This window comes from Halioglobus sp. HI00S01 (assembly GCF_001635445.1).
In the GTDB taxonomy this organism is placed as follows: Bacteria; Pseudomonadota; Gammaproteobacteria; order Pseudomonadales; family Halieaceae; genus Halioglobus; species Halioglobus japonicus.
The window spans coordinates 226,147-252,663 of sequence record NZ_LWEE01000015.1; the positions used below are offsets into that span (position 1 = coordinate 226,147).

At 59.3% G+C, this 26,517-nt stretch carries 23 protein-coding genes and 1 other RNA gene; 3 read left to right on the top strand and 21 right to left on the bottom strand.

The window, feature by feature from the left end:
- Nucleotides 1–8: 8 nt before the first annotated feature.
- From A3709_RS04070 to coaE, 3 genes are read left to right on the top strand one after another with little or no spacing between them, the layout of a single operon-like run.
- A complete protein-coding gene (locus A3709_RS04070; RefSeq protein WP_066050448.1) occupies nucleotides 9–1,226 on the top strand; it encodes a type II secretion system F family protein in 1,218 nt (405 codons plus the stop codon).
- A gap of 30 nt (nucleotides 1,227–1,256) precedes the next feature.
- Nucleotides 1,257–2,120, top strand: a complete 864-nt coding sequence (locus A3709_RS04075) for an A24 family peptidase (protein WP_066050451.1) — start codon at nucleotides 1,257–1,259, stop codon at nucleotides 2,118–2,120.
- Complete coding sequence (gene coaE / locus A3709_RS04080) at nucleotides 2,117–2,707, top strand: dephospho-CoA kinase (protein WP_066050454.1); 591 nt, start codon at nucleotides 2,117–2,119, stop codon at nucleotides 2,705–2,707. The genes A3709_RS04075 and coaE overlap by 4 nt, the downstream gene beginning before the upstream one ends.
- On the opposite strand, the gene mutT is transcribed toward coaE, so the two are convergent.
- The 21 genes from mutT to rnpB all read right to left on the bottom strand — a co-directional run bounded on the left by mutT (nucleotide 2,699) and on the right by rnpB (nucleotide 26,514).
- The gene (mutT, locus tag A3709_RS04085) at nucleotides 2,699–3,094 is read right to left on the bottom strand and encodes an 8-oxo-dGTP diphosphatase MutT (RefSeq protein ID WP_066050457.1); all 396 of its coding nucleotides are present in this window, start codon (nucleotides 3,092–3,094) and stop codon (nucleotides 2,699–2,701) included. The two genes, coaE and mutT, sit on opposite strands and share 9 nt — an antisense overlap.
- A complete protein-coding gene (gene argJ / locus A3709_RS04090) occupies nucleotides 3,095–4,321 on the bottom strand; it encodes a bifunctional glutamate N-acetyltransferase/amino-acid acetyltransferase ArgJ (RefSeq protein WP_066050460.1) in 1,227 nt (408 codons plus the stop codon).
- A 9-nt stretch (nucleotides 4,322–4,330) separates the two neighbouring features.
- Entirely contained in the window at nucleotides 4,331–7,033 is a 2,703-nt protein-coding gene (gene secA, locus A3709_RS04095) for a preprotein translocase subunit SecA (protein ID WP_066050463.1), read from the bottom strand.
- A gap of 82 nt (nucleotides 7,034–7,115) precedes the next feature.
- The gene (locus A3709_RS04100) at nucleotides 7,116–8,045 is read right to left on the bottom strand and encodes a M23 family metallopeptidase (RefSeq protein ID WP_066050465.1); all 930 of its coding nucleotides are present in this window, start codon (nucleotides 8,043–8,045) and stop codon (nucleotides 7,116–7,118) included.
- A gap of 120 nt (nucleotides 8,046–8,165) precedes the next feature.
- Entirely contained in the window at nucleotides 8,166–9,080 is a 915-nt protein-coding gene (gene lpxC, locus A3709_RS04105) for a UDP-3-O-acyl-N-acetylglucosamine deacetylase (RefSeq protein WP_066050468.1), read from the bottom strand.
- A gap of 66 nt (nucleotides 9,081–9,146) precedes the next feature.
- The gene (gene ftsZ, locus A3709_RS04110) at nucleotides 9,147–10,319 is read right to left on the bottom strand and encodes a cell division protein FtsZ (RefSeq protein ID WP_066050472.1); all 1,173 of its coding nucleotides are present in this window, start codon (nucleotides 10,317–10,319) and stop codon (nucleotides 9,147–9,149) included.
- 55 nt (nucleotides 10,320–10,374) lie between these two features.
- Nucleotides 10,375–11,619, bottom strand: a complete 1,245-nt coding sequence (ftsA, locus tag A3709_RS04115) for a cell division protein FtsA (RefSeq protein ID WP_066050474.1) — start codon at nucleotides 11,617–11,619, stop codon at nucleotides 10,375–10,377.
- Between the two features lie 14 nt (nucleotides 11,620–11,633).
- The gene (locus A3709_RS04120; protein ID WP_066050477.1) at nucleotides 11,634–12,542 is read right to left on the bottom strand and encodes a cell division protein FtsQ/DivIB; all 909 of its coding nucleotides are present in this window, start codon (nucleotides 12,540–12,542) and stop codon (nucleotides 11,634–11,636) included.
- 1 nt (nucleotide 12,543) lies between these two features.
- Entirely contained in the window at nucleotides 12,544–13,467 is a 924-nt protein-coding gene (locus A3709_RS04125; RefSeq protein ID WP_066050480.1) for a D-alanine--D-alanine ligase, read from the bottom strand.
- Nucleotides 13,464–14,900: a UDP-N-acetylmuramate--L-alanine ligase gene (gene murC / locus A3709_RS04130; RefSeq protein ID WP_197484070.1), complete on the bottom strand. Its 1,437-nt coding sequence runs from the start codon at nucleotides 14,898–14,900 to the stop codon at nucleotides 13,464–13,466. The genes A3709_RS04125 and murC overlap by 4 nt, the downstream gene beginning before the upstream one ends.
- Nucleotides 14,893–15,978 carry an undecaprenyldiphospho-muramoylpentapeptide beta-N-acetylglucosaminyltransferase gene (murG, locus tag A3709_RS04135; RefSeq protein WP_066050486.1) on the bottom strand — a complete coding sequence of 362 codons (1,086 nt, stop codon included), beginning with the start codon at nucleotides 15,976–15,978 and terminating at the stop codon, nucleotides 14,893–14,895. The genes murC and murG overlap by 8 nt, the downstream gene beginning before the upstream one ends.
- The gene (gene ftsW, locus A3709_RS04140; protein WP_231871100.1) at nucleotides 15,975–17,108 is read right to left on the bottom strand and encodes a putative lipid II flippase FtsW; all 1,134 of its coding nucleotides are present in this window, start codon (nucleotides 17,106–17,108) and stop codon (nucleotides 15,975–15,977) included. Before ftsW ends, murG begins: the two co-directional genes overlap by 4 nt.
- On the bottom strand, nucleotides 17,105–18,448 hold the full coding sequence (gene murD / locus A3709_RS04145; protein ID WP_231871101.1) for a UDP-N-acetylmuramoyl-L-alanine--D-glutamate ligase: 1,344 nt from the start codon (nucleotides 18,446–18,448) through the stop codon (nucleotides 17,105–17,107). Before murD ends, ftsW begins: the two co-directional genes overlap by 4 nt.
- A 14-nt stretch (nucleotides 18,449–18,462) precedes the next feature.
- On the bottom strand, nucleotides 18,463–19,545 hold the full coding sequence (gene mraY / locus A3709_RS04150; protein ID WP_066050489.1) for a phospho-N-acetylmuramoyl-pentapeptide-transferase: 1,083 nt from the start codon (nucleotides 19,543–19,545) through the stop codon (nucleotides 18,463–18,465).
- Nucleotides 19,545–20,915, bottom strand: coding sequence for a UDP-N-acetylmuramoyl-tripeptide--D-alanyl-D-alanine ligase (gene murF / locus A3709_RS04155; RefSeq protein WP_066050492.1), 1,371 nt, complete (start codon nucleotides 20,913–20,915; stop codon nucleotides 19,545–19,547). The genes mraY and murF overlap by 1 nt, the downstream gene beginning before the upstream one ends.
- Entirely contained in the window at nucleotides 20,912–22,369 is a 1,458-nt protein-coding gene (locus A3709_RS04160; RefSeq protein ID WP_066050495.1) for a UDP-N-acetylmuramoyl-L-alanyl-D-glutamate--2,6-diaminopimelate ligase, read from the bottom strand. Before A3709_RS04160 ends, murF begins: the two co-directional genes overlap by 4 nt.
- Nucleotides 22,369–24,105 carry a penicillin-binding protein 2 gene (locus A3709_RS04165; protein ID WP_066050498.1) on the bottom strand — a complete coding sequence of 579 codons (1,737 nt, stop codon included), beginning with the start codon at nucleotides 24,103–24,105 and terminating at the stop codon, nucleotides 22,369–22,371. Before A3709_RS04165 ends, A3709_RS04160 begins: the two co-directional genes overlap by 1 nt.
- Nucleotides 24,102–24,437: a cell division protein FtsL gene (gene ftsL / locus A3709_RS04170; protein ID WP_082849880.1), complete on the bottom strand. Its 336-nt coding sequence runs from the start codon at nucleotides 24,435–24,437 to the stop codon at nucleotides 24,102–24,104. Before ftsL ends, A3709_RS04165 begins: the two co-directional genes overlap by 4 nt.
- Complete coding sequence (rsmH, locus tag A3709_RS04175; RefSeq protein ID WP_066050888.1) at nucleotides 24,434–25,351, bottom strand: 16S rRNA (cytosine(1402)-N(4))-methyltransferase RsmH; 918 nt, start codon at nucleotides 25,349–25,351, stop codon at nucleotides 24,434–24,436. Before rsmH ends, ftsL begins: the two co-directional genes overlap by 4 nt.
- Nucleotides 25,352–25,360: 9 nt before the next feature.
- Nucleotides 25,361–25,816, bottom strand: a complete 456-nt coding sequence (gene mraZ / locus A3709_RS04180) for a division/cell wall cluster transcriptional repressor MraZ (RefSeq protein WP_066050892.1) — start codon at nucleotides 25,814–25,816, stop codon at nucleotides 25,361–25,363.
- Nucleotides 25,817–26,169: 353 nt separating this feature from the next.
- Nucleotides 26,170–26,514, bottom strand: an RNA gene (gene rnpB, locus A3709_RS04185) — RNase P RNA component class A.
- Nucleotides 26,515–26,517 lie beyond the last annotated feature (3 nt).

Below are 26,517 nucleotides of genomic sequence, written 5' to 3' on the forward strand. Positions count from 1 at the left end.
GTTACCAAATGGCGACAGCAACCGGAAACGATTTATACATCTGGAGCGGCACGGACAAAAACGGCCGCAATACCAAGGGCGAAATCAGTGCCTCCAGCCAGGCTATGGCCAAAGCACAATTGCGCAGGCAGGGTGTTGTACCAAAATCGGTGAAGAAAAAGCCCAAGCCTCTTTTCGGCGGCAAAGGCAAGCCCATCAAGCCTGAGGATATTGCGACCTTCACACGCCAACTGGCCACTATGATGAAAGCAGGTGTTCCACTTGTACAGAGTTTTGAAATTGTGGCTGATGGGGCCGACAAAGAAACTATGCGCGACATGATCAATACGATCAAAAATGACGTTGCATCCGGCTCTGGACTAGCACCCGCCCTGGAGAAATTTCCCAGGCATTTTGACGATCTCTACTGCAGCCTAATCGCCTCCGGTGAAGAATCGGGCACGCTGGAAGTGATGCTCGACAGAGTGGCAACATACAAGGAAAAAAGCGAAGCGCTGAAGCGCAAGATTAAGAAGGCAATGACCTATCCGCTGGCAGTTATCGCCGTGGCCGTTGTGGTTACTGTGGTTCTCCTGGTTAAAGTAGTTCCCACCTTTGCGGAAACATTCCGGGGTTTTGGATCAGATCTTCCCGCCTTCACACTTTTCGTTCTGAAAATATCTGAGTTTGTGCAGGAATGGTGGTTTATTTTCTTACTCGCCGGAATTGGTGCCTTCTTTGCATTTAGGGAAGCCAAATTTCGATCCGTCAAATTTGCGGAATTCCTGGATAAGATGGCACTGAAGGCGCCCATTATCGGTGGAATTGTCCACGACGCGGTGATCGCAAGATTTGCACGGACTCTGTCAACCACATTCGCTGCAGGGGTGCCGCTTGTAGACGCTCTGGAGTCGACCGCTGGCGCGGCTGGCAATGCGATCTATGCTAAAGCGATCAGGCAGATCAAAGACGACGTAACCACGGGTACGACATTGTACGCCTCGATCATGACCACGGGCCTTTTCCCCAACCTGCTTCTGCAAATGGTTTCGATTGGTGAAGAGTCCGGCTCACTAGACGAGATGCTCGATAAAGTTGCAGATCACTACGAAGAAGCCGTGGATAATGCCGTGGACAATCTCAGTTCGCTGCTGGAACCGATGATCATGTCCATTCTAGGTGTCCTGGTCGGAGGCCTGCTCATCGCCATGTACCTCCCCATCTTCATGCTCGGTACCGTCATCTAACGCGCCCCGGCTCCGGGAACAAGGTTTACGATGTCTGAAATCTTCGCCCTGCACCCTGGGCTGACCTACACCGTGCTGCTGGCATTGGGTCTTATTGTCGGCAGTTTTCTCAATGTGGTAATTCATCGCCTGCCCATCATGATGGAGTCGCGCTGGCGGCGCGACTGCTGTGAGCTGCTCGAGGTTGAGCCGGAAAAAGAAGAGCCGCAACTCAGCCTCGCGACACCCAACTCCCACTGCCCGGCCTGCCAGGCACCGATTAAACCCTGGCAGAATATTCCTGTGCTTAGCTATCTCTTGCTGGGTGGCAGCTGCGCCAACTGCGGAGTGCGCATCTCAGTTCGCTACCCCATTATTGAGCTGCTCACTGGCCTGATGACACTCGCATTGGCCTGGTTCTTTCCGCCCTCGCCGGCACTGCTGGGCGCCATGCTGCTGACCTGGGCACTGATCGCACTCACCATGATCGACATCGATCATCAGTTACTCCCGGACGACATTACGCTTCCACTCATGTGGCTCGGACTGTTGTTTAACCTGTGCGGTACCTTTGTGCCCATTGAGCAGGCCGTCATCGGCGCCATGGGCGGCTACTTGAGCCTGTGGAGCGTCTACTGGATATTCAAACTGCTCACCGGCAAGGAAGGCATGGGCTATGGCGACTTTAAACTCCTGGCCGCCCTCGGGGCCTGGCTGGGCTGGCAGATGCTGCCCCTGATTATCCTGCTATCCTCCGTGGTTGGCGCTGTCGTCGGCATCGGGCTGATGATTGCCCGCAATCGCGGCCGCGAAGTGCCCATCCCCTTTGGCCCCTATCTCGCCGCGGCCGGATGGTTGGCGCTGCTCGTGGGAGACACGCTGAACAGCACGCTGCTGGGAGTTGCGCCCCAGTGATTGTCGGTGTGACCGGTGGCATCGGCAGCGGCAAGTCTGCCGTCACCTCACGGTTTGAGGCGCTTGGGATAACCGTGGTCGACGCGGATATCGCTGCGCGCGTTGTGGTAGAACCCGGCGGCGCTGCACTCGAGGCCATTGCCCAGCGCCACGGTGAAGCCATTCTACTGCCAGATGGCAGCCTGGACAGGGCAGCGCTGCGCAAGATTGTGTTTGCCGATGAAGCCGAACGCCACTGGCTGGAGGCCTTAACCCACCCCTTGATCGGCCAGGAAATTCGCGACCAGCTCGCCGCTGCCACATCGCCCTACGCCATTCTTGCCTCGCCACTCCTGCTGGAGACGCAGCAGAAAGACCTCACCGACCTCATTGTGGTTGTTGATGTACCGGAAGATATTCAACTGTCGCGTACCGTTGCCCGGGACAATAATGATGAGGCTCAGGTGAAACGGATTATGACGGCGCAGATGTCGCGCGAGGAGCGTGTGGGGAAAGCGGATATTGTGATCGACAATTCGCAATCACTGGACGCCCTGGACGGTATCGTCGAGCAATTGCACGCGCAATTTCTCGCGCAATCAGCGTAGGTAGGCCTGCACTGCCTTAACAATCGGCACATTGGCCGCCGGAAATTCATAACCCGCCAGTTCCGCAGCAGACACCCAGGCCATGGGTTGTTGCTCCAGCCCACTGGGCTGCCCCGCAAACGCCGGGACAATATGTACGTCCAGGAAGACCCGCTTGTCACCGTAGTCGTGGCGAATTTCGATCAGCGGCTCGCTAGCGCTGACCTCGATTCCCAATTCTTCGGCAAGCTCACGCGACAAGGCCGCCTGTACAGTTTCGCCGGCTTCCACTTTCCCGCCGGGAAATTCCCACAGGCTGCCCTGGTGGGCATCGGCGGCGCGGCGGGTGAGAAGAATATTCCGCTCGGCGTCGAGAATAACGCCCACAGCGACATGCACCTCAGTCATTCAGGTACGGTACTCAGCATTGATACGCACGTAGTCGTAGGAAAAATCAGTGGTCCAGACACTGGCAGCGGCGTCACCCCGATTCAGGCACACACGAATGACGATATCTTCGGCCACCATTGCTGCAACACCCTGTTCTTCGGTATAGCTGGCCGCACGACAGCCGCGCTCGGCAATCAGCACATCATTGAGATAAAGGCCGACGCGATCCACATCGAGTTCAGCCAGACCGGCGCGTCCGATGGCCGCCAGCAGTCTTCCCCAGTTGGGGTCAGAGGCAAACAGCGCGGTTTTCACCAGCGGCGAATGGGCAATCGTAAAGGCCACGTCCAGGCATTCCTGCTCATTCAGGCCACCTTCGACAGCGACGGTGACAAACTTGCTGGCACCCTCGCCGTCGCGCACCAGCGCCTGGGCCAGGGTCACCGCGACTTCCTGCACGGCATCGCGCAGTGCCAGCGCCAATGCTGAACCGGCATCTTTCTCGACAGCATTGCCCGCGGCACCGGTTGCCACCAAGACGCAGGCGTCGTTGGTGGAGGTATCACCATCAACCGAGACCCGGTTGAACGACATGTCGGTCGCCTCGCTGAGCAGACGTTGCAGCAGCTCCGGAGCCACTGCAGCGTCAGTGGCGATATAGCCCAGCATGGTCGCCATATTGGGGCGGATCATACCCGCGCCCTTGGCAATACCGGTCACAACATAGTCGATGCCGTCGCAGTTGAAAGACACCGACAAACCCTTGGGCCGCGTGTCAGTAGTAAGAATACCTTCCGCCGCATCGGCCCAGCCGTCGGCATCAAGGCCGGTTACCGCCGCGGGAATTGCCGCGGTGATTTTCTCTACCGGCAGCGGCTCACCGATGACGCCCGTCGAAAACGGCAAAACCTCTGCCGCATCTGACCCTGTGGCTTCTGCCACAGCAGCACAGCAGGCACGTGCGTCACGCAGGCCAGTCTCTCCGGTGCCCGCGTTGGCATTGCCAGTATTAACGAGCAGATAACGAGGCTGTGCCTGGCTTGCACCCAGATGTGACTTGGCCACCGCTACCGGCGCCGCGCAGAATGCATTCTGGGTAAACACGCCGGCACAGTTGGCGCCCGGGGCCAGCTCCATCAATACCAGGTCCTTGCGTCCCGGTGTCTTTACACCGGCAGATACCGTGGCCAGGCGCAGCCCTGGCACGGGCAGGAGCTTGGGGAGCGTATCGTTTCCTACGGCCATCAAATCACCTTAGAGCTTGCCGCAACACTGTTTGTATTTCTTGCCGCTGCCACAGGGGCAGGGATCATTGCGGCCCACCTTGGGCGCTTCACGGGTAAAGGTGGAGGGCTGCTGCGGCGCTTGCGGCTCTTCCGCCTCGGACTCACCCATCGCCGATGCTTCGGCGTGCTGGAAGGCGAGCTTTTCACGCTCGGCAGCTTCCCGGCGCTGCCGTTCAATCAGCTCTGCTTCATCTTGACGCTGGATTTGCACATGGCTGAGGAATTTCACCACCTCAAGCTTGAGATTGCTAAGCAGGTCTTCAAACAGGGCAAAGGACTCGCGCTTGTATTCCTGTTTGGGGTTTTTCTGGGCGTAGGCGCGCAGGTGAATACCTTGGCGCAGGTGGTCCATCGTCGCCAGGTGTTCCTTCCACAGCGTATCGAGCACCTGCAGCATGATCTGCTTTTCGATCTTGCGCATGTCAGGGCCCACAGATTCGCACTTGGCTTCATAGGCCGCCTGAACTTCATTCACAATTCGCTCACGCAGGGCTTCTTCGTGAAGCTTGTCGTCGGCGTCCAGCCAGGACTGCACGGGCAGCGGCAGCGCAAACTCGGCTTCGAGCTGCTTTTCCAGGGCTGGAATATCCCACTGCTCTTCCACGCTCATCGGCGGAATAAAGCTGTCGACCGCCTCGTTCACCACATCAGCGCGAATAGCCGTAATAGTGTCGGAAATGTCGGCTTCACCAAGCAGGTCATTGCGCTGCTCGTAAATGATCTGGCGCTGGTCATTGGCGACGTCGTCATATTCCAGCAACTGTTTGCGGATATCGAAGTTGCGGCCTTCTACTTTGCGCTGGGCTTTTTCAATCGCGTTGGTCACCATGCGATGCTCAATCGCCTCGCCCTTCTCCATGCCCAGGGCCTGCATGAAGTTTTTCACCCGGTCAGAGGCGAAGATGCGCATGAGGTTATCTTCCAGCGACAGGTAAAACCGCGACACACCGGGGTCACCCTGGCGCCCGGCACGGCCGCGCAGCTGGTTGTCGATACGGCGTGATTCGTGTCGTTCAGTGCCGAGAATATGCAGGCCGCCGGCCTCCAGCACCTGCTGGTGACGCTGCTCCCAGGCTTGCTTGAGCTCGGCTTTGCGCACATCGGAGATTTCGCCAGCGGCAGTCATTTCTGACTCCAGATTACCGCCGAGCACGATGTCGGTACCGCGGCCCGCCATGTTAGTGGCGATGGTCACAACACCGGGGCGGCCCGCCTGGGCGATAATTTCTGCCTCCTGTTCGTGGTATTTGGCGTTCAGTACCTTATGCTGAATCTTGGATTTGCGGAAACGCGCCGACAGTTCTTCTGAGGTTTCAACAGAGGCCGTACCTACCAGTACAGGTGCCCCTGCCTCCATACAATCCTTCACGTCGGCAACAATGGCGTCGAACTTTTCTTCGCGGCTGAGGTAGACCACATCGTTGAGGTCCTTGCGTTCCTGCTTCTTGTTGGTGGGAATGACCAACACTTCCAGACCATAAATCTGGCGGAATTCAAAGGCCTCGGTATCCGCGGTACCGGTCATGCCGGCGAGCTTGTCGTACAGGCGGAAATAGTTCTGGAAGGTGGTGGACGCCAGGGTCTGGCTTTCACTCTGGATCGCCACGCCCTCTTTCGCCTCGATCGCCTGATGCAGACCTTCAGAGAGGCGCCGGCCGGGCATGGTACGACCGGTATGCTCGTCGATCAGCACCACCTGCCCTTCCTGTACAATGTACTCCACATCCTTCTGGAACATGGCGTGGGCACGCAGGCCTGAATACACGTGGTGCAGTAGGTTCAGATTGGTGGCCGCGTAGAGGCTGTCGCCCTCCTGCAGCAGACCTTCGCGAATCAACAGTCCCTCAATGAACTCATGACCGTCTTCAGTCAGCTCCACCTGGCGGGCCTTTTCATCCACAGTGAAGTGCCCGGACTGGCCTTCAACATCAGCCTGGAGAGAAGGAATGAGCTTGTTAATGCGCTTGTAAAGCTCTGAACTGTCTTCAGAGGCGCCGGAAATCACCAGCGGTGTACGGGCCTCATCGATCAGGATGGAATCCACCTCGTCGACAATGGCAAAGGCCAGGTTGCCCTGCATCTTGTCACCCAGGGTGAAGGCCATATTGTCGCGCAGATAATCGAAACCAAACTCGTTGTTGGTGCCGTAGATAATGTCGGCGCTATAGGCGGCGGTTTTCTGTTCCGGCAACTGCCCGGAGCGAATCACACCCACACTGACACCGAGGAATTCATACAGGGGCCCCATCCAGGCAGCATCCCGGGTGGCGAGGTAATCGTTGACCGTAATAAGGTGTACGCTGCCTGCCAGCGCGTTCAGGTAGGCCGGCAGGGTCGCTACTAGCGTCTTACCCTCACCGGTGCGCATCTCTGCAATTTTGCCTTCGTGCAGCGCCATGCCGCCGATCAGCTGCACGTCAAAATGGCGCAGGCCCAGAACCCGCTCGCCAGCCTCACGCACAACGGCAAACGCTTCGGGCAGTATCTTGTCCAGGGTATCGCCGTTCGCCAGCCGACCTTTGAATTCTTCCGTCTTGGCTTTCAGCTGCTCATCGCTGAGCGCCGCCGTGTCTTCGGCCAGGGCATTAATCTTTTTGACCACCTTGCCCAGGCGCTTGAGCTCCCGGTCATTGCGGGTGCCAAAAATCATCTTCAGGGGATTGCCAATCATAGCTGTTCAACTTGTCTTGTATACGAAACAACCCGCCGGACCTACGTGGACGGGCGGGAACAAAAAGAAGGGATTATACGCGTCAGCGGCGGGTTCGTCGTATGTAACTTGACGGGTCGACTGAGCGACCGTGCTTGTAGACTTCGTAGTGGACATGGGCACCGGTACTGCGACCGGTGGAACCCATTAAGGCAATCGGCTGGCCCTTGCGCACCACATCACCCGGCTTGACCAGGCTCTCTTTATTGTGGGCATAGCGGGTGACAAAGCCATCGCCATGGGAAATTTCAATGGTCTCACCGTAACCGCTCTTGGACCCCGTCCAGGTAACAACGCCGGCCGCCACAGAAATGACGTTGGTGCCTTCCTTACCGGCGAAATCGACGCCGTGATGGAAGGCGGGCTTGCCGGTAAAGGGATCGTTGCGTTTGCCATAGAAAGAGGAAATCCAGCCCTTTTCGACCGGGCGCCCGGAGAGGAACGTCTGCTCATCTAGCTTACGGTTACTGAGCAGCGTCTCGAGAATTTCCAACTGCTGCTCACGGTCTTCTACCCGGGCCTGAAACAGGCCGAGCTCGGCCATCAGGTCCGAGGTGCTGTATTCAACACTGAATTCGCCGCCCAGCGGACCACCCATAGCCGGGGGCTGGCTGAAATCAAATTCACCCTCTTCGAGATCTGCCATGGCGGTGAGGTGCTGACCAAGTGCATCCAGACGGGTCATCCGCGCCTGCATTTCGGCCACATTACGGGTCATTGCGGCCATCTTGCGCTCGGCCTGAGCCTGCAGCTGCGCCAATTCCTGCTCCTGCTCAGCCAGCTCGTCCTGGAGGCGATCCAGGGCTACTTCGCGCATCGCATTGGCGTCAGAGTCCTGACCCAGCATGTAGCCTACGCCGACCATACCCAGGGGCAGGCCCAGACAGCACAGGGAGAGCAGCGCACGAGACCAGCGACCCAGTTCAATCGAACGGGATCCGCCGTGCTTGCGATTTATGAGAATGACTTTCATCTACAGGAAAAATCGGTCACAGAGCCGCGGACTATGCCACAAACCGGCATGATTGACCACGAAATAACCACAAACGGTGTGAACTGGTACCCAATTTGGGCCGATCAGCGTCGATCGACCTTAAACCGCGGGAACAGGGTTGAAGGCGTAGGAGATAGGCGCAGTGGCTTCGTCTTCAAAAGTCACCACTTCCCAGGCATCGGGCTGGGCAATCAGCGCCCGAAGCGAGGCGTTGTTGAGCCCATGGCCGGACTTGTAGGCGCGAAATTCGCCAATCAGGCTGTTACCCAGCAGGTACAGATCGCCGATGGCGTCGAGAATCTTGTGGCGCACGAACTCATCGTCGTAACGCAGGCCATCCTGGTTGAGGATGCGGTAATCATCAACCACGATGGCGTTGTCGACACTTCCGCCCCGGGCCAGGCCCTGGGAGCGGAGGTACTCGATTTCATGCATAAAGCCGAACGTACGGGCCCGGCTGATTTCCTTGACGAAGGACGTCGTGGAGAAATCCACCTCGGCATGCGGTGCTCTATCGCGGAAAACGGGGTGGTCAAAATCGATGGTAAAGGAGACTTTGAAGCCATCAAAGGGGAGGAAGCTGGCTACCTTGTCGCCGTCCTCGACCGTGACCTTGCGTTTGATCCGGATAAACTTTTTGGGCGCATTCTGTTCTTCAATCCCTGCCGACTGCAGCAGGAAGACGAATGGTCCGGCACTGCCGTCCATGATCGGAACTTCCGGAGCGCTGACATCCACGTATGCGTTGTCAATGCCCAGGCCCGCCATGGCTGCCATGAGGTGTTCCACGGTGGAGACCTTCTCGCCGTTAGCGTGAAGACTGGTAGAGAGCGTTGTTTCGGCAACGTTGTGCGCTCGTCCGGGGATTTCTACCACGGGATCGAGATCGACCCTGCGAAATACGATACCGGTGTCCACCGGCGCAGGGGACAGGGTCAGGTAGACTTTATCACCCGTGTGCAAGCCTACGCCCGTCGCCTTGATCGCGTTTCTCAGTGTGCGCTGTCGAATCATAATCACTCCGTCAGTAGCCCATAAGCTTTCGGCCCTGGGCACCACCGGGTTTCTCCAGGGCGTGCCTCAATCGGCCTGTCTGCGCAGGAAAGCGGGAATATCGAAATACTCCTCGCTTGCGTCTGCAGCAACAGCAGCCTGAGCGCCTGCGGCGGCCCGTTGCCGACGCTGTACCGCGGGGCGGTCCAGATCGGCGTAATTGGGCTCATCCAGCTCGGTCTCAGTGCTGACCGCCGGTTTGGCAGGTGCGGTATCTACGACCTGCAAAGGCGCACGCGCCGCTTCACTACCTAAACCGGTGGCTACTACGGTTACTTTCAGCTCGTCCGTCATCTCCGGATCGATAACCGTACCTACTACAACTGTCGCTTCTTCGGATGCAAATTCCTCGATCGTGTCGCCAACTTCGGCGAACTCGCCAAGTGCGAGATCGAGACCCGCGGTGATATTCACCAGAATTCCGCGTGCACCCTGCAAATCAATATCATCCAGGAGGGGGCTGTTTATGGCTCTTTCAGCTGCCTCACGGGCGCGATTTTCGCCCTTGGAGCTGCCGGTGCCCATCATCGCCATGCCCATTTCGGACATTACCGTCCTCACGTCGGCGAAATCCACATTGATCATGCCGGGACGGATAATCAGATCGGCTATCCCCTGAACTGCGCCCAACAATACATCATTTGCCTCCTTAAAGGCATCGAGCAGACTGGTATTTTTACCTAGCACTTCCAGCAATTTTTCATTGGGAATTGTGATCAAAGAGTCCACGTGCTGCTGCAATTCACCCACACCTTCCTGGGCAATTTTTAACCGTTTCTTGCCCTCAAAGGGGAAGGGACGGGTCACAACCGCCACGGTCAGAATACCCAGCTCACGGGCAACTTCCGCCACCACAGGCGCGCCGCCGGTACCGGTACCACCGCCCATACCGGCAGTGATGAAGACCATATCCGCGCCGCGGATGGAATCGGCGATACGCTCGCGATCTTCCATGGCCGCCGCCCGGCCGATCTCCGGGTTGGCACCCGCACCGAGACCTTTGGTGATCTCGCCACCGAGCTGCAGCACTGTCTTGGACTCAATGTCCGACAGCGCCTGGGCATCAGTGTTCGCACAGATGAAATCAACGCCTTCAACCGAGTTATCGATCATGTGCTTCACGGCGTTGCCGCCGCCTCCGCCCACGCCGATCACTTTTATGACCGCGTTACTTGGTACATTGTCTATCAGTTCAAACATGGTTTATTTCTCCCCTTTTGTAAAAAAGCCGCGTGTCAGCGCGACGGTTTACCGCTTAAAAATTGCTTGAGATCCAGGCCTTGGCCCGATTGATCCAACTCTCGGCAGGCGCGCCACTCTGGCTGCGCCCACCCCCTTGATTGTTTTCTTCCATATGATCGACACCGTACTGGAGCAAACCCACGCTGGTGGCGTAAATCGGGTTGCGCACAATGTCATTGAGGCCCTGCACACTCTGGGGGTAACCCACCCGCACGGGCATATGGAAAATTTCCTCGGCCAGCTCCACCACGCCCTCCATCTTGGAGGTGCCGCCGGTCAGCACGATGCCCGCGGGCACCATGTCTTCAAAGCCGGAGCGGCGCAGCTCGGCCTGCACCAGCGTAAACAGTTCGTCATAGCGGGGCTCAACAACTTCTGCCAGTGACTGCCGGGACAAGTCCCGCGGCGGGCGATCGCCAACGCTGGGCACCTTTATCGTTTCTTCGGCACCTGCCAGCTGAGTCAGCGCGCAGGCGTACTTGATCTTGATTTCTTCGGCGTGCTGGGTCGGTGTACGCAGGGCCATGGCGATATCGTTGGTCACCTGGTCACCGGCAATCGGAATCACACCGGTGTGACGAATGGCGCCTTCGGTGAAGATGGCAATGTCGCTGGTGCCGCCGCCGATATCGACCAGGCACACACCCAGATCGCGCTCGTCCTCGGTGAGAATCGAATAACTCGATGCCACCTGCTCGAGAATAATTTCTTCAACTTCCAGCCCACAGCGGCGAATACATTTCTCAATGTTCTGGGCCGCGTTCACGGCACAGGTCACCAGATGCACCTTTGCTTCCAGGCGTACGCCAGACATTCCGAGGGGTTCCTTAATGCCCTCCTGGTTATCGATGACGTATTCCTGCGGCAGGATGTGCAATATCTTCTGGTCAGCGGGAATCGCCACCGCTTGGGCCGCGTCGATCACCCGCTCGAGATCGTGACCGAATACTTCTTTGTCCTTAATCGCCACGATGCCGTGCGAATTAAGGCTGCGAATATGGCTACCGGCAATGCCAACATACACAGAGTGAATCTGGCATCCGGCCATGAGCTCGGCCTCTTCCACCGCGCGCTGGATCGATTGCACAGTGGACTCGATATTCACCACCACGCCTTTTTTCATGCCCTTGGAGGGGTGCGAGCCAATGCCCACCACTTCAATCTCGCCGTCCATGCAAACTTCACCCACAATGGCAACCACCTTGGATGTCCCGATATCCAGGCCGACGATCATTCTTTTGTCCTGCGCGCTGCCCATGGCAGTCTCTCCCCTTACGCTTTTTCGTTATCCGTAGGTGGCTCTGGCGCCACAGGCTCGCGGTAAGCCACCGCAACACCCTTGCGATACCGCAAATCCACCCGCTGCACTTCGTCCATGCGCGACACCAGTTCCGCCCGGTAAAGGCGACTGAATCGCTGCATCCGCTCGCGGAACTCACCGCCGCCAATCATCAGCGACTGACCGCCGGAGAGCACCGCTTCCACCTGGCCCCGCTCATCGACTACCAGCTGGGTCACGCTCAGCCGCAGCGGCGTGAGAATATCCACCAGTCGTTGGTAGGTGCGCATTAACTCACCTGCAGCCCCTTCCGGGCCGCGCAGCTGAGGCAGACTGCCCCAAGCCTCGCTATCACTGGGCCGAAACACCTCGCCCTGATGATTGAGAAAACCGCCATCACCCCAACGGGCGATCGGCAGCTGTTCGACCACGTGTATCTCCAGCGCATTCGGCCAGACGCGCCGCACATTGGCCTCGTATATCCAGGGCAGCGCCTCCAGTTGACCGCGCACTTCGGCAAGGTCGGTCCCCAAAAAGCCCCCCACCAGTGCCGGCTGCACCATGTCCTGGACGGCCGTGGTGCGGGTATTGGCCAGCTCGCCGGTGACGGAAATGCGCTCGACAGGAATCGCGGCCAGGAAAATCCACGCCTGCAGCCCCGCGGCGGATACCACACCAATGCCCACGATGATCAGCAGGCGGTTCAGCCAGGCAAAATTGGCCGGCGACTTTTCGGCCTGCGCCTGCTGCTTGCGGGTTGCGCCCTTGGCCGGCGCTTGGCGCGGCTTGCGCTTGGCCTGCGCGGAAGCTTCCTGCTTTTTTACCGGCCGCTTGCCGGGTTTGCGCTTGCGCTTCTCCTCGGGCCGGCGCCCGAACAATGGCAACTTAATCGCGACGCCCATGCTATCTCTGTGCCTCCGCGCTCAGGAGCAGGATCTGCTCGACCAGTTGCGGCACACTCATACCCACTTCCCGGGCCGCCATTGGCACCAGGCTGTGTGAGGTCATTCCAGGAATCGTATTTACTTCGAGTACATAGAAGCGGCCGTCGGCGTCGCGCATGGTGTCGACGCGCCCCCAGACAGCGCAGCCGAGGGAGTTAAACGCCGCCAGTGCCAGCTCAGCCACTTCTGCCTCATCGCTGGCGGACAACCCTGAGGGGCAGTTGTACGTGGTGTCATCGGATATGTACTTGGCTTCATAGTCATAAAACTCGTTATCCGTCTCCATGCAGATAGAAGGCAGGGCTCGCCCGCCGAGAATACTCACGGTGTACTCAGGTCCGTTGATAAACTGCTCGGCAAGCACGGCGCCTCCGTAGCGCGCCGCCTCGCGATAAGCGGCTTCAAGCTCCTCGGCATTACTGGCGGGCGCCATGCCAATACTGGAACCCTCGCAGGTAGGTTTGACGAACACCCGGCCAAGGCGATCGATCACTGATTGCCAGTCGGTATCTGCGCGCAACATCGCAAAACCGCCGGTGGATATGCCAATGCCCTGCCACAATTCCTTGCTGCGCTGCTTGTCCATTGCCAGCGCCGAGCCGAGCACGCCAGAGCCGGTATAGGGCACACCCAGGGCCTGCAGCGCACCCTGGATACAGCCATCTTCACCACCGGGGCCGTGCAGGATATTGAATGCGAAGTCGACGCCGTCCAGTTGTGCCAGCCAACCCGCATCAGCGGGGTCGACCTCGCGCACCCGGTAGTCGAGGGAGCGCAACGCCTCAGCCACGGTAGCACCACTGTTCAGCGACACTTCGCGCTCGGCGGATGTTCCGCCCAGCAGCACAGCTATCTCGCCCTGTTTCAAATTCGCCGCACTCATGAACCGTCTACCTCTGAAAAATCCAAACCAGCCAGATCTCTCGCCAACGCGCCGATGTTGCCCGCCCCCTGGGTCACAATCACATCACCCTCGCGCACCACGTCGCAGAGAATGCGCGGCACGTCGTCAATGCTCTCGGCAAAGATGGGTTCCAGCTGGCCGCGCTGACGGATACTGCGTGTGAGGCTGCGGCTGTCTGCTCCGGGAATGGGCTCTTCGCCCGCGGCATATACATCGAGGAGTACCAGCACATCACAGCGTGACAGCGTTGCCACAAAGTCTTCATACAGGTCGCGGGTGCGCGAGTATCGATGAGGCTGATACACCATGACGATGCGCTGCTCGGGAAACGCCTGGCGCGCAGAATCGAGTGTGGCCCGAACCTCGGTGGGATGATGGCCATAATCGTCGAACAGCAGGGCCTGCCGGGCAGGCAATTGCAGTTCGCCCATCGGCGAGAAACGGCGACCCACCCCGGCAAAGCCCGCCAGACCGCGCAGGATCGCGGCATCGTCCAGCCCTTCGTCACAGGCAACGGCAATCGTTGCCGCGGCGTTCAGGACATTGTGCTCGCCGGGCATGTTCAGGCTCACCTCAAGCGGCGCCATGTCACCGGGACGGTGCACGGTGAAGCGCGTGGTCAGGCCCTCGCGCTGCATATCGTCGATGCGATAGTCTGCATCGTCGGCAAAGCCGTAGGTGATGATTTGACGGCTGACCTCGGGCAACATCTCGCGAATCACAAGGTCATCCACACACAGCACCGCAATACCGTAGAACGGCAGGTTGTGAAGAAAGTCGAGAAAAGTACGGCGCAGCACAGAGAAGTCGCCGCCATAGGTATCCATGTGATCGGCTTCAATATTGGTCACCACGGTGACCATCGGCTGCAGGTGCAGGAATGAGGCGTCGCTTTCATCGGCCTCAGCAATCAGGAACCTGCTGGCGCCCAGCTGTGCATTACTGCCGACACTGTTAACCAGGCCGCCGATAACAAACGTGGGATCCAGACCCGCCTCGCCAAACACATTGGCAATCAGGCTGGTGGTGGTGGTTTTACCGTGCGTACCCGCTACCGCGATACCGTGACGATAGCGCATCAGCTCTGCCAGCATCTCTGCCCGGGGCACGATAGGAATACGGGCCTCGCGAGCTGCAACAACCTCGGGGTTGGACTCGTCTACAGCACTGGAAGTGACAACCACGTCCGCCGCGCCGACATTCTCGGCCTGATGGCCGATAAATACTTCCACGCCACGGGCTTCGAGGCGCCTTGTCACCGGACTAGCCCGCAGGTCGGAGCCACCGACTTCGTAGCCGAGATTCACCAACACTTCCGCGATACCGCTCATGCCCGTTCCGCCCACACCAATCATATGGATGCGGCGTACGCGGCGCATTTCAGGCACGGAGTAGATATTCTTGTCACTTATCACGGAACAACTCCTCGCACCGGTCAGTGACCCTGGCCGTTGCATCCGGTGCCGCCACAGCCCTGGCCGCGGCAGCCATTGCGCGCAGGCGCTCCGGGTGATTGAGATAACCGCGCAGTGACTGCATCAGCGCAGCTACCGACATGTCTGCCTGGCGCAACAAGATGGCGCCTCCGCGGTCTGCCAATGACCGCGCATTCGCCGTCTGGTGATCATCGATGGCATGCGGGAGCGGCACCAGAATGGCCGGACGCCCCATCACAGCGAGCTCGGCCACTGTCAGCGCACCCGCCCTGCAGATCGCAACGTCGGCCCAGGCATAGGCCTCCGCCATATTCTCTATAAAAGGAGCGACGCGCACATGCGCGTGATCGGCGGGATAGGCATGGCTGACCGGACCGACATGCGCTTCACCGGTCTGGTGCCAGACACATAAATCAACGCCTTCTTCGAGCAATTTGCTCACCGCCTCAGGCACGGTTTCATTGAGCGGCTTCGCGCCCAGACTCCCGCCGAGCACGAGTACGTGTAAGCTCCGCTTACCGTCGTAGTTATAGTGCTGGGCTTCACCGAGGGCGACGATATCCTCGCGTACCGGATTTCCCAGCGTGATCGCCTCCACATCACTTTTGAAGGCTCCCGGAAAACCGGTGACAACTACGTCCGCCAGCGGAGCCAGCATGCGATTCGTTGTCCCGGCAACGGCGTTTTGTTCGTGGATAAGCAGCGGACGTCGCAGTAGCCAGGCAGCAACACCCGCGGGGCCCGCGACATAACCACCCATGCCGACAACCGCGGCCGGGCGCAAGCGCAACACCAGCCACAGTGCCTGCACCGAAGCGAAGCCCAGCGCCAGCAGACTCTGGAACTTGTCCAACAGACCCTTGCCTCGCACACCCCGCACTGCGAGGTGATGAAGTTTGATATCGGCCGCCGGCACCACGCGCTGTTCGAGGCCACGCGAGGTACCCACCCACTCGACCTCGTGACCACGGTCGCGCAACGCATTGGCCACTGCCAGTGCCGGGTAGACGTGGCCGCCGGTGCCGCCTGCCATCATCAGGATGGGCGCGCTCATGAACGCACCTCCCCATGGCGCACGCTGTGATCGATACGCAGCACTAACGCCAGCATGACACAGCACACAGTAAGACTGGTGCCACCATAGGAGACAAAGGGCAGGGTCAGGCCCTTGGTGGGCAACAAACCGGAGCTCACGCCCATGTTCACGAACGCCTGCCCGGAAAAGACCAGCGCCACTCCGTAGCAGACATAGGCCCCAAACGGTTGTGAGCCCAGCTGCGCTGCCCGGCCCACCCAGAGAATTCGGCCGATGAGAGCGACATACAGAAGAATGACAGCGAGTGCACCGATGAAACCCGTCTCCTCTGCCCAGATAGAGAAGACGAAATCAGTGTGGGCTTCCGGTAAGTAAAACAATTTCTGTACGCTGTTACCCAACCCAACCCCGAACCACTCGCCTCGACCAAAAGCGATCAGCGATTGCGTCAGCTGGAAGCCGGTGTCGTAGGGGTCAGCCCAGGGGTCGGTGTAGGCCGTCAGGCGCTTGACCCGGTAGGGCTCACTGACGACCAGCACCAGTAACGCCCCCAGCGCGCCGGCACCAACTACCATGAAGTGACCCAGTTTCACGCCGGCAAGGAATAACATCCCGAAAGCGCTACCCGCCACAATCACTGTGGCGCCAAAATCGGGCTCCACCATCAACAGCAAGGTAGCGGCAAACAGCACCGCCATAGGTTTGAGAAAGCCCTGCCACTCGTGACGCACCTCATGCTCACGGCGCACCATGTAACCGGCCAGGTAAACCACCATTGCCAGCTTGGCAAACTCCGAAGGCTGCAGAGTGAAAGGTCCCAGTGGCAGCCAGCGCTGACTGCCGTTCACTTCGCGCCCAACGCCGGGTATCAACACCAGAATGAGCAGCGCCAGGGCGATGAACAGCCAGATCCAGCCAGTCTGCTCCCAGAATTGCAGCGGAATACGGTACACAACAAAGGCCGCACTCAGGGCCAGCGCCATATAGATCAGATGACGAATCGTGTGGAACCAGGTGCTCTTGTAGTTGATGTCAGCATACTCGATCGATGCCGAGCTGATAGCTACCAGCCCCACCAGCATCAGTGCCACACCGAGCAGCAGAATGCCCGCATCGGGCATCAGGTTTGGCGCGACAGCGCGACTCATGCCTGCACCTCAAGCGCTTGCACGGCCAGGCGGAAGGCGTCACCGCGCGCGGCAAACCCGGAGAACATATCAAAGCTCGCGCAGGCCGGAGACAGCAGCACCGTATCTCCATCGACAGCACATTGCGCTGCAAGCGCAACCGCCTCGTCCATCGACTCGACCCGTTCGATCTCGGTTGCGCCAGCCAGGGCATCTGCCATCAGCGGCGCGTCTTCACCCAACACAAGTAGGCGCTTGCAGTGCTGTGTTACCAGTGCTCGCAGGGCTTTAAAGTCAGCGCCCTTGCCCTGACCTCCCGCGATCAAGACCACGTCGTGGTCACCGCCGAGACCTGCCAGGGCAGCCTGGGTAGCTCCCACGTTGGTGCCCTTGGAATCATTGATGTAACGCACCTCGTTGTGCACTGCCACGAGCTCGCAGCGATGCGGCAGGCCGCGGAATGCTTTCAATGCAACGCACATGGCGCTTACGGGCAGCCCGGCGGCGCTACCCAATGCCAGGGCCGCCAGCGCGTTCGCCTGGTTGTGTCGCCCAACAATACCCAGCTCAGCCACGGGCATGAGTACGTCGTTACCAAAACACAACTGCCCGTCGCGAATACCGAAACCGCGCAGCTCAGGCTCACCGAGACGCCAGCTGACAACCTCAACAGCGTCCGGCAGCAGGGGCACTGTGAGCGGATCATCGCGATTGACCACGGCTTTGTGGCAGCTCTGGAAAATACGATGCTTGGCCTGGTGATAACGCACCATGTTGCCGTGACGATCAAGATGATCGGCACTCACGTTCAACACGGTGGCCACCGCGAGGTTCAAATGGCTGGCTCTCTCCAGCTGAAAGCTGGACAACTCAAGCACATACAGCTTTCGCTCCGGGGCAAGTAAGTCCAGCGCCGCCGTACCCAGGTTGCCACCCACACCAACATCCAGCCCCGCCTCGCGGGCCATGGCGCCGAGCAACTCGGTCACTGTGGACTTGGCATTGGATCCGGTAATACCAATCACTGGCGCAGTTGCCTCGGCCACAAACAGATCAACATCGCCCATGATGCGCGCGCCTGCGGCGATCGCCGGTGCCAGCATCTGATCGTCGGGGGCAATGCCCGGGCTCACAATGAGTTCATCGGCGGCAGCCAGTATTTCTGCGGGGAACTGGCCAACGTAAACCGGCACCTCCGGCATCTCGGCCTCAATCTCCGCCAGGCCGGGCGGATCTTCGCGGGTATCGACAATGGAGAAGGCCTGCCCCTGCGAGTGCAGGAAGCGCGCGCACGACAAACCAGTGACCCCGAGTCCCACCACGACCCGGTTCACACTGCTTGCTATGACGCCTTGTATCACTGCCTGATTCACCTTTATCTCAACTTCAGCGTCGCCAGCCCAAACAGAACCAGCATGACGGTAATAATCCAGAAGCGCACAATGACCCGTGGTTCGGGCCAGCCTTTCAATTCAAAGTGATGATGAATGGGCGCCATGCGGAAGATCCGCTTACCGGTAAGCTTGAAAGACGCCACCTGTAGAATCACGGACACAGTCTCCAACACAAAAATGCCGCCCATCACAAAGAACACAATCTCGTGGCGCGTAATAACCGCCACCGTACCCAGTGCCGCACCTAGTGCCAGTGCACCCACGTCACCCATAAAGACCTGGGCGGGATAGGTGTTAAACCACAGGAAGCCAAGCCCCGCACCGGCGATGCTACCGCAGAAGACCGCCATCTCACCGCTACCGGCGACATAGGGAATTTGCAGGTACTCGGCGAAATTCACGTGGCCGGTGAGGTAGGCAATAATGCCCAGCGCACCGCCCACCATCACGGTAGGCATGATTGCCAGCCCGTCGAGACCATCGGTCAGGTTGACCGCATTGCTGGAGCCGACAATCACGAAGTAGGTGAGCAAGATGAAGAGCGGCCCCATATTCCAGGCAAAGTCTTTAATAAAGGGCACATACAGCTCAGTGGTCACCGGTGTATCAATGTAGAAATACATGTACAACGCGGCCGCAAGGCCCGCCACGGATTGCCAGAAGTACTTCCAGCGGGCAGGCAGGCCCCGGGAGTCTTTCTCCACCACCTTGCGATAGTCATCCACCCAGCCAACCGCGCCAAATACCGCGGTCACCAGTAGCGCAATCCACACATAAACATTGCGCAAATCCGCCCACAACAGTGTGGAGATCGCTATCGCCACCAGAATCAGCGCACCCCCCATGGTCGGCGTGCCGGCCTTGCTCAAATGGCTTTGCGGCCCGTCGTCGCGCACAGCCTGTCCCACCTGGTAGTAGCTGAGCTTACGGATCATGAAGGGGCCGACGATAAGGGAAATGGCCAGTGCCGTTCCCGCCGCCAGAATGCCGCGCAGTGTCAGGTACTGAAAGACCTGGAACCCGCCCTCAAACTGACTCAGATATTCAGCAAGCAATAGCAGCATCAGTGTTCTCCCCCACCACGGCGCACCATAAGCCCTTCCAACACGCGCTCCATACGCGCACCGCGTGAGCCCTTGATCAATACCGTATCCTCGGTGCCGAAAGCGCCGGGCAATGCCTCGAGCACTGCGGCGCAGTCAGCAAACCAGCGACCGCCCGCACCAAATGCCTCGGTTGCATCGCGCAATTCCTCACCGACGCCCCAGAACTGTTCCAAACCCAATTGCTGCGCATATTCACCCATATCGCGGTGCAGGCTGCCACTATCGGCGCCCAGCTCACGCATGGCACCAAGCACGATGGTGCGTCGACCCGCCGTCTCTGCCAGGGTCTTCATGGCGGCCCGGACAGATCCCGGGTTTGCGTTGTAACAATCGTCGATGACCAGTGCGCCAGCGGCGTTGCGCGCCGCAGACAAGCGGCCTGACACAGGCTGCACCGCAGCGATACCGGCCGCGATTTCATCCAGACTCAACCCGCAGGCCAGACCAACCGCAACACCGGCCAGGGCATTGCTGTGGTTGTGTTCACCCGGCAATGCAATGGTTGTATCGAACTCGCCCCGGGGCGTGGAAATCCGCAATTCACTGCCCTCGATGCCGCGAGAGCGCGCTTGAACGAGACTGACATCAGCCGCACCGGAAACGATGGAGTAGTCGACAACCCGCGCCTGTGCGGCACGCTGACGCCAGCTGTCTGCCCAGGGTTGATCCGCATTAATCACCGCGACACCTGCACCATCCAGACCATCGTAGATTTCCGCCTTGGCGTCAGCGACCTGCTCGACACTGCCAAAACCATCCAGGTGGGCAGGCATGGCGTTAAGCAGCACCGATACCGTTGGCCGACCAATGTCACACAGCCAGCGAATATGACCCTTGCCTGCCGCGCCCATTTCCACCACCGCAAACTCCGCCGACGGCGTTAAACGCAGCAGCGTCAGGGGTACACCGATTTCGTTGTTAAAGTTGCCGTCTGTCGCCAGGGTTTCACCCCGCTGCGACAATACCGACTGCACAATGCCTTTGACCGTGGTCTTACCGGAACTGCCGGTGATCGCCACCAGCGGGCCATCGAACTGGGCGCGGTTATAGGCTCCCAACAAGCCCAGGCCACGCTCGGTATCAGCCACCGTCAGGCAGGGCATCGACACGTCGGCGCTATCAATTACCAGCGCCGCAATAGCTCCGCTATTGGCAGCGCGCTCGAGATAGTCATGGCCGTCAAAATTTTCACCCTTGAGGGCAACAAACAAATCGCCGGCGGCTATATCGCGGCTATCGGTGGATACGCCTTCGATAGTGCAATCCTCGCCCTGCAGTGTTGCCTGCAGGGGTTCGCGCAACTCACTGAGGCTATAGGCCCGCATCATACTGAGGCCCTCATTTGCAGCGCACTGCGGGCCTCGGCCTCATCAGAGAAATACAATTTTTCACCGTTAATAATCTGGTAGTCCTCGTGCCCCTTGCCGGCAATCACCACACAGTCGCCAGGCCGGGCCAGACCAACGGCAGCATCGATAGCCTTTTTGCGATCCACTTCCAACATGTATTTGCCGCTGCATCCGGTTTCAATATCCGCCAGGATGGCAGCGGGATCCTCGCCTCGGGGGTTATCACTGGTGACAACCACCCGGTCGGAGCGGGCACAGGCTATGCGCCCCATCACCTGGCGCTTGCCGGGATCACGGTCGCCGCCGCAGCCAAATACGGTGATGAGCTGGCCGCTTACGTAGGGGCGCAGTGCCACCAGCGCCTGCTCCAGGGCATCGGGCGTGTGCGCGTAATCCACCACTACCTGAAAACCCAGCGAGTTTTCGATGGCCTGCATGCGTCCGGGAACAGGTTGCAGATCGGCCACGGCAGCAAGTACGTGTTCCAGCTCTTCTCCCGCCAGCACCACCGCTGCCACTGCAGCAGCCAGGTTGGAGAGATTGAAGTGACCGACCAACGGGCTGGCGAAGTCACCCTCGCCCCAGGGCGTGCGCATACGGCCATGGACACGACCATTCGCAAAGCCTGTCTGCTCGATGACAACGTCAGCGGAGGCATCCTGTAAGGAGTAGCGGTAGGCCTGCACGTCAGGCCCTATGACATCAAGAATACGGGCAGAGAACGGATCATCTGCATTCACCAGCACCTGGCGCAGGCCGTCGGTGTCGAATAAGGCCAGCTTGGCCCGCCCGTAGGCTTCCATGCTCCCGTGGTAGTCGAGGTGGTCGCGCGAAAGATTAGTGAAGACCGCTGTCTCAAAGGCCACGCCATTCACCCGACCCTGCACCAGCGCATGCGAAGACACTTCCATACATACGGCAAGCACTTGCTCGTCGACCCAGGCCGCCAACTGGCGCTGCAGTGACACGGCATCCGGCGTGGTATTACCGCCCTGCGCCACGCCATCTTCCAGGCTTGCTCCCAGCGTACCAATCACGCCACAGGGTTTACCCAGCGCCCTCATCAGTTGCGCCACCAGACGACTGGTTGTGGTCTTACCGTTGGTACCCGTGACGCCCACCATGTGCAACGCGCTTGAAGGCTCACCGAAGAATCTCGCCGCCAGGTAACCGGACTCCTGCTGCAATTCCGGCAGCTCAACCAGCGGCACCGGCACTGCATCTACAAAACCGGCCACCGGCGGCTCGGCAATCACTGCGCTAGCGCCGTTGGCCACAGCCTGCTCAATAAACTGCCGGCCGTCGTGCAGTTCGCCCGGCATCGCCAGAAATACATCGCCTGGCTGGACTTTACGGCTATCCAGCTCAATGCCGCGCACCGCAGTTGCCCCACCCTCGCAGCCAGGGCTTGCAATGAGCTCAGCCAGCCCCATCACGCTGCACCTCCGCGCCCGGCGCCGGCAACGGCCACTTCTTCGGGCAGTTCAGTCGGAGTCACACCCAGCAGGCGCAGCGCACCCTGGGTCACAGCGGAGAAGACCGGCGCTGCTGCAGCACCACCGCCGTAGGATTCGCCCTGCGGATCGTTAATCACCACCACGGTGACCACCCGGGGATCGTCGACCGGTGCAACGCCGGCAAACAGCGCCACGTAGGCGTTGTCGACATACCCCTGCGGACCCACCTTGTGAACCGTGCCGGTCTTTCCGCCGACCTGGTGACCGGCCACACGCGCCTTGCGCGCAGTACCATTGTCACCAGTGACCCGCCCCAATACTGTCAGCACCTGGGCGGCCACATCGGGGCTTACCACCTGTACACCCTCTTCGGGTACACCATCGTGGGCCAGCAAGGACACTTCCTGCATCACGCCATTATTGGCGAAGGCACTGTAAGCGCGGGCCAATTGCAAAGGTGTTGCAGTAATGCCGTAACCAAAGGCCAGGGAAATTTTCTCGGTCGAATACCAGCGCGGGCGGTTTGGCAGCAGGCCTGCGCTTTCGCCGGGGAAGCCTGTACCCAGGGGCTGGCCGATACCGAAGCGACTAAAGACTTCCCAGATAGGCTCATGCCCCAGCTCGACCGCCAGCTTGGTCACGCCCACCTGGCTGGATTTCTCGATGACCCGCGAGAGGCTGATATCGCCATAGTTGCGCGGGTCTGGATAGGTCTTTGGCCCCACCCGAATCCAACCGGGCGAAGTATCAATCATGGTCTCGGTGGTATATAGGCCGCTTTCCAGGGCGGCCACCAGCGTCAGGGTTTTCATGGTCGACCCTGGCTCATAGGTATCCGTTACCGCCCGGTTGCGCGTGGTGCCGCCCTTCATGTTCTTACGGCTATTGGGGTTGAAGACCGGGTAGTTCACCATGGCCAACACTTCACCGGTATGCGCGTCCAGCGTCACCACCGTGCCGCTCTCTGCACCCGCTGCCGTCACGGCCTTGGCCAGCTCGCGATGCTGAAGATGCTGTAAGCGCAGGTCGATACTCAAGCGCAGCGGCTTGCCCGGACGGGCAGGCTGCACGACGCCGATATCGCGGACCATCTGCCCCTTCAGATCCTTGATGTACTTCTTCTTGCCCGGCACGCCGCGAAGGTGCTCGTCATAAGCCACCTCCATACCGGCAATGCCTTCATCGTCAAGGTTGGTAAAGCCCACCAACTGCGCGGCCACCTCACCTGCGGGGTAGAAGCGGCGGTATTCCCGCTCGCCATAAACACCGGCAATACGCTTGGCAAGAATCTCGCGCGCCTCATGGGGTACGCGGTGACGAGCCAGGTACATAAACTGCTTACCTTCATACCTCGCCACCCGCTCGCGCAGGGAGGACAGACTCATCCCCAATGCTGCGGCAAGTTCGGGCAGGCGCTCTCTATCCAGGTGACGCGGATTGGCCCAGATAGACACCACCGGTGTGCTTACCGCCAGAGGCTCGCCGTGGCGATCGGTAATCACACCGCGATAGGCGGGGATTTCGGCACTGCGCAATGAGCGAGCATCCCCCTGATTCTGCAGGAACGAGTAGCCGCGCTCTGTATCGAGAATCTGCAGTGACAGCACCCGCCCAATCAGCACCACCGCCATGCACAGCAACGCAAAGGCAACCAGATACAGGCGCCACATGGAGATCGCCGCAGGCACAGACTTCTTCCTGGCCGTTTTCATCGACCCACCACTTCATAGCGAGCCAGATCAGGCTCAGCCATTTTCAGCTCGGATCGCGCCACTTTCTCAACCCGATAATGTGATGCCCAGGTGCTCTCCTCGAGCAGCAGACGTCCGTAGTCTTCCTGCAGATGCCACTGACGCGCCTCCAGCGCCTGCAAGTGGGTATACAGATCACGACAGGCGTGCGTCGAATGAATTACGGCAAAAGCTGAGCCCAATACCAGGACGGCCAGCACCAAATTGCCCCAGAACAGCGTTGCACGCCGGGCAGGTGCCTGGCCACTCACGGCGGCGGTCATCATCTTCTTGCCTTTGACTCGCGGGCTCATGCGATTTTCTCCGCCACACGCATGACCGCGCTGCGCGCCCTGACGTTCTCGCCCAACTCATCCGCGCTGGCCTTCACGGCCTTGCCAACCAACTTCATACGGCGATTCAGTGCCGCATCGGTGACCGGAACGCCCGGAGGCAACTGCTCGCCGCGAGCCATATCGCGCATGTAGCGCTTGACCATGCGATCTTCCAGCGAGTGGAAGCTGATCACGACCAGGCGCCCGCCGACTCTCAACACATCGAGCGCGCCGTCGAGCAGATCACGCAGATCGTCCAACTCACGATTCACCTGAATGCGAATGCCCTGAAACGCCCGTGTTGCAGGATGCTTGTGCTTCTCCCAGCGGGGGTTCGCCTCGCTGACGATACGCGCCAGCTGGCCTGTGGTGGTCAGGGGCGCTTCTTGCCGAGCCGCGACAATCGCCGCTGCGATACGCTTGGCAAAACGCTCCTCGCCGTACTCCTTAAGCGCCCGGGCGATATCCTGCTCTTCGGCAGACATTAGCCACTCGGCAGCAGTTTGACCGGATGTGGTATCCATACGCATGTCGAGTGGGCCGTCATGCAGGAAGCTGAAGCCGCGATCGGCCTCGTCCAATTGGGGGCTGGAAACGCCGAGATCCACGAGAATACCATCGACCTGGTCAGCGCCGATCTCGTGCAAGTGGGAAGGGAGGTCGGCAAATGAGCCGTGATAGAAGCTGAAGCGGGAGTCAGTGGTTGCGAGCTCTCGAGCGGAGTCAATCGCGACGGGATCTTTATCAACACCTAACAGCCGGCCGTCGTCGGCTAGACAGTCCAGCACCGCGCGGCTGTGTCCACCGCGGCCAAAAGTGCCATCGACGTAGAAACCACTGGGCGCCGTTACCAGAGCGTCAGTTGCCTCTCGTAGCAGTACTGTCAGATGCATGCTGGCCACCTACAGTGTCAGCGACAATAATTCGTCGGGAACCTCGGTTAGCGGACCTGCATCCGCCAGCGCCTGCTCCCGTTCGGCCATCCACAATGCTTCAGACCAGATCTCCATCTTGTTGCCCTGCCCGACCAGCACGAGCTTTTTCTCCAGCTCGGCGTAGTCGCGCAGGGACTGGGGCAGCAACATGCGCCCACTGGCATCCAGGTCAATATCGGTGGCATAGCCGAGTACCAGGCGCTGGAAACGTTTGATTGCGGGCTTCAGAGCCGGCAACGCCTGGATTTCGCGCTCGATGCGCTCCCATTCTGGCAGGGGATAGACCGCCAAACAGGCGGTTTGGGTATCAATGGTGACAACAATTTTGCCTTCGCACTGGGACAGCAACGGCTCGCGCTGACGCGCCGGCATTGCCAGGCGTCCTTTCGCATCCATTGATATGTGCTGTACTCCACGAAACACGGCGTGCTTCCCCACTCCACCGTCCTTTTGATCCACAAAAAGACAGATTTATCCACTTATTCCCACTTTTCGACACTATAGGCCTGCAGATGGAGTAGGTCAACCGCGCCCTCCCAGAAAAAACGCAGTAAATTCAAGCCTTTACGAACGATTTCAACGAGAAAAACGAGATTTATCAAGTTAAATATTTTTAGAAAACAGCCCCCTAACTCGAATACTTAATGATTTACTTTAAGTTACAGGTTAGTTTTTCATCTAAGGGAGTTTCTTTATTTCCAATCGGAATAAGAGGCCATAAAAACCGGGTGACAAAGATGAAGAACCCCCCCGACCGGCAGGTCGGGGGGCTTCAGTAAGCGAGTCGGTCTGTAAGCCGGGTTCTGTCGTGGACGACCATTCATCTGCGACAACTGTCACCAGCTGCCTGAAGCGACCTACCCGAACCCACCGCGGGCCGCGGCACACGAGTTCCTATTTGGTCTTGCTCCGAGTGGGGTTTACCATCGCCGCGCCTGTTACCAGCCGCGCGGTGCGCTCTTACCGCACCTTTTCACCCTTACCTCTGCACGCAGAGGCGGTTTCCTTTCTGCTGCACTTTCCGTAGGCTCGCGCCCCCCAGAAGTTATCTGGCACCCTGCCCTGTGGAGCCCGGACTTTCCTCCCTCCACCAGGTGAAGAGCGATCGCCCAACCGACTCGCGG

What these genes read in the sequence shown, in the direction of transcription:
- ftsZ (WP_066050472.1), bottom strand. Translation starts at nt 10,319, where the DNA reads ATGTTTGAACTGATAGACAATGTACCAAGTAACGCGGTCATAAAAGTG.
- A3709_RS04125 (WP_066050480.1), bottom strand. Translation starts at nt 13,467, where the DNA reads ATGAGTGCGGCGAATTTGAAACAGGGCGAGATAGCTGTGCTGCTGGGC.
- ftsL (WP_082849880.1), bottom strand. Translation starts at nt 24,437, where the DNA reads ATGAGCCCGCGAGTCAAAGGCAAGAAGATGATGACCGCCGCCGTGAGT.
- A3709_RS04075 (WP_066050451.1), top strand. Translation starts at nt 1,257, where the DNA reads ATGTCTGAAATCTTCGCCCTGCACCCTGGGCTGACCTACACCGTGCTG.
- mutT (WP_066050457.1), bottom strand. Translation starts at nt 3,094, where the DNA reads ATGACTGAGGTGCATGTCGCTGTGGGCGTTATTCTCGACGCCGAGCGG.
- ftsW (WP_231871100.1), bottom strand. Translation starts at nt 17,108, where the DNA reads ATGAGTCGCGCTGTCGCGCCAAACCTGATGCCCGATGCGGGCATTCTG.
- A3709_RS04100 (WP_066050465.1), bottom strand. Translation starts at nt 8,045, where the DNA reads ATGAAAGTCATTCTCATAAATCGCAAGCACGGCGGATCCCGTTCGATT.
- secA (WP_066050463.1), bottom strand. Translation starts at nt 7,033, where the DNA reads ATGATTGGCAATCCCCTGAAGATGATTTTTGGCACCCGCAATGACCGG.
- A3709_RS04070 (WP_066050448.1), top strand. Translation starts at nt 9, where the DNA reads ATGGCGACAGCAACCGGAAACGATTTATACATCTGGAGCGGCACGGAC.
- A3709_RS04120 (WP_066050477.1), bottom strand. Translation starts at nt 12,542, where the DNA reads ATGGGCGTCGCGATTAAGTTGCCATTGTTCGGGCGCCGGCCCGAGGAG.
- argJ (WP_066050460.1), bottom strand. Translation starts at nt 4,321, where the DNA reads ATGGCCGTAGGAAACGATACGCTCCCCAAGCTCCTGCCCGTGCCAGGG.
- rsmH (WP_066050888.1), bottom strand. Translation starts at nt 25,351, where the DNA reads ATGCATCTGACAGTACTGCTACGAGAGGCAACTGACGCTCTGGTAACG.
- ftsA (WP_066050474.1), bottom strand. Translation starts at nt 11,619, where the DNA reads ATGGGCAGCGCGCAGGACAAAAGAATGATCGTCGGCCTGGATATCGGG.
- mraY (WP_066050489.1), bottom strand. Translation starts at nt 19,545, where the DNA reads ATGCTGCTATTGCTTGCTGAATATCTGAGTCAGTTTGAGGGCGGGTTC.
- murG (WP_066050486.1), bottom strand. Translation starts at nt 15,978, where the DNA reads ATGAGCGCGCCCATCCTGATGATGGCAGGCGGCACCGGCGGCCACGTC.
- A3709_RS04160 (WP_066050495.1), bottom strand. Translation starts at nt 22,369, where the DNA reads ATGGGGCTGGCTGAGCTCATTGCAAGCCCTGGCTGCGAGGGTGGGGCA.
- A3709_RS04165 (WP_066050498.1), bottom strand. Translation starts at nt 24,105, where the DNA reads ATGAAAACGGCCAGGAAGAAGTCTGTGCCTGCGGCGATCTCCATGTGG.
- lpxC (WP_066050468.1), bottom strand. Translation starts at nt 9,080, where the DNA reads ATGATTCGACAGCGCACACTGAGAAACGCGATCAAGGCGACGGGCGTA.
- murF (WP_066050492.1), bottom strand. Translation starts at nt 20,915, where the DNA reads ATGATGCGGGCCTATAGCCTCAGTGAGTTGCGCGAACCCCTGCAGGCA.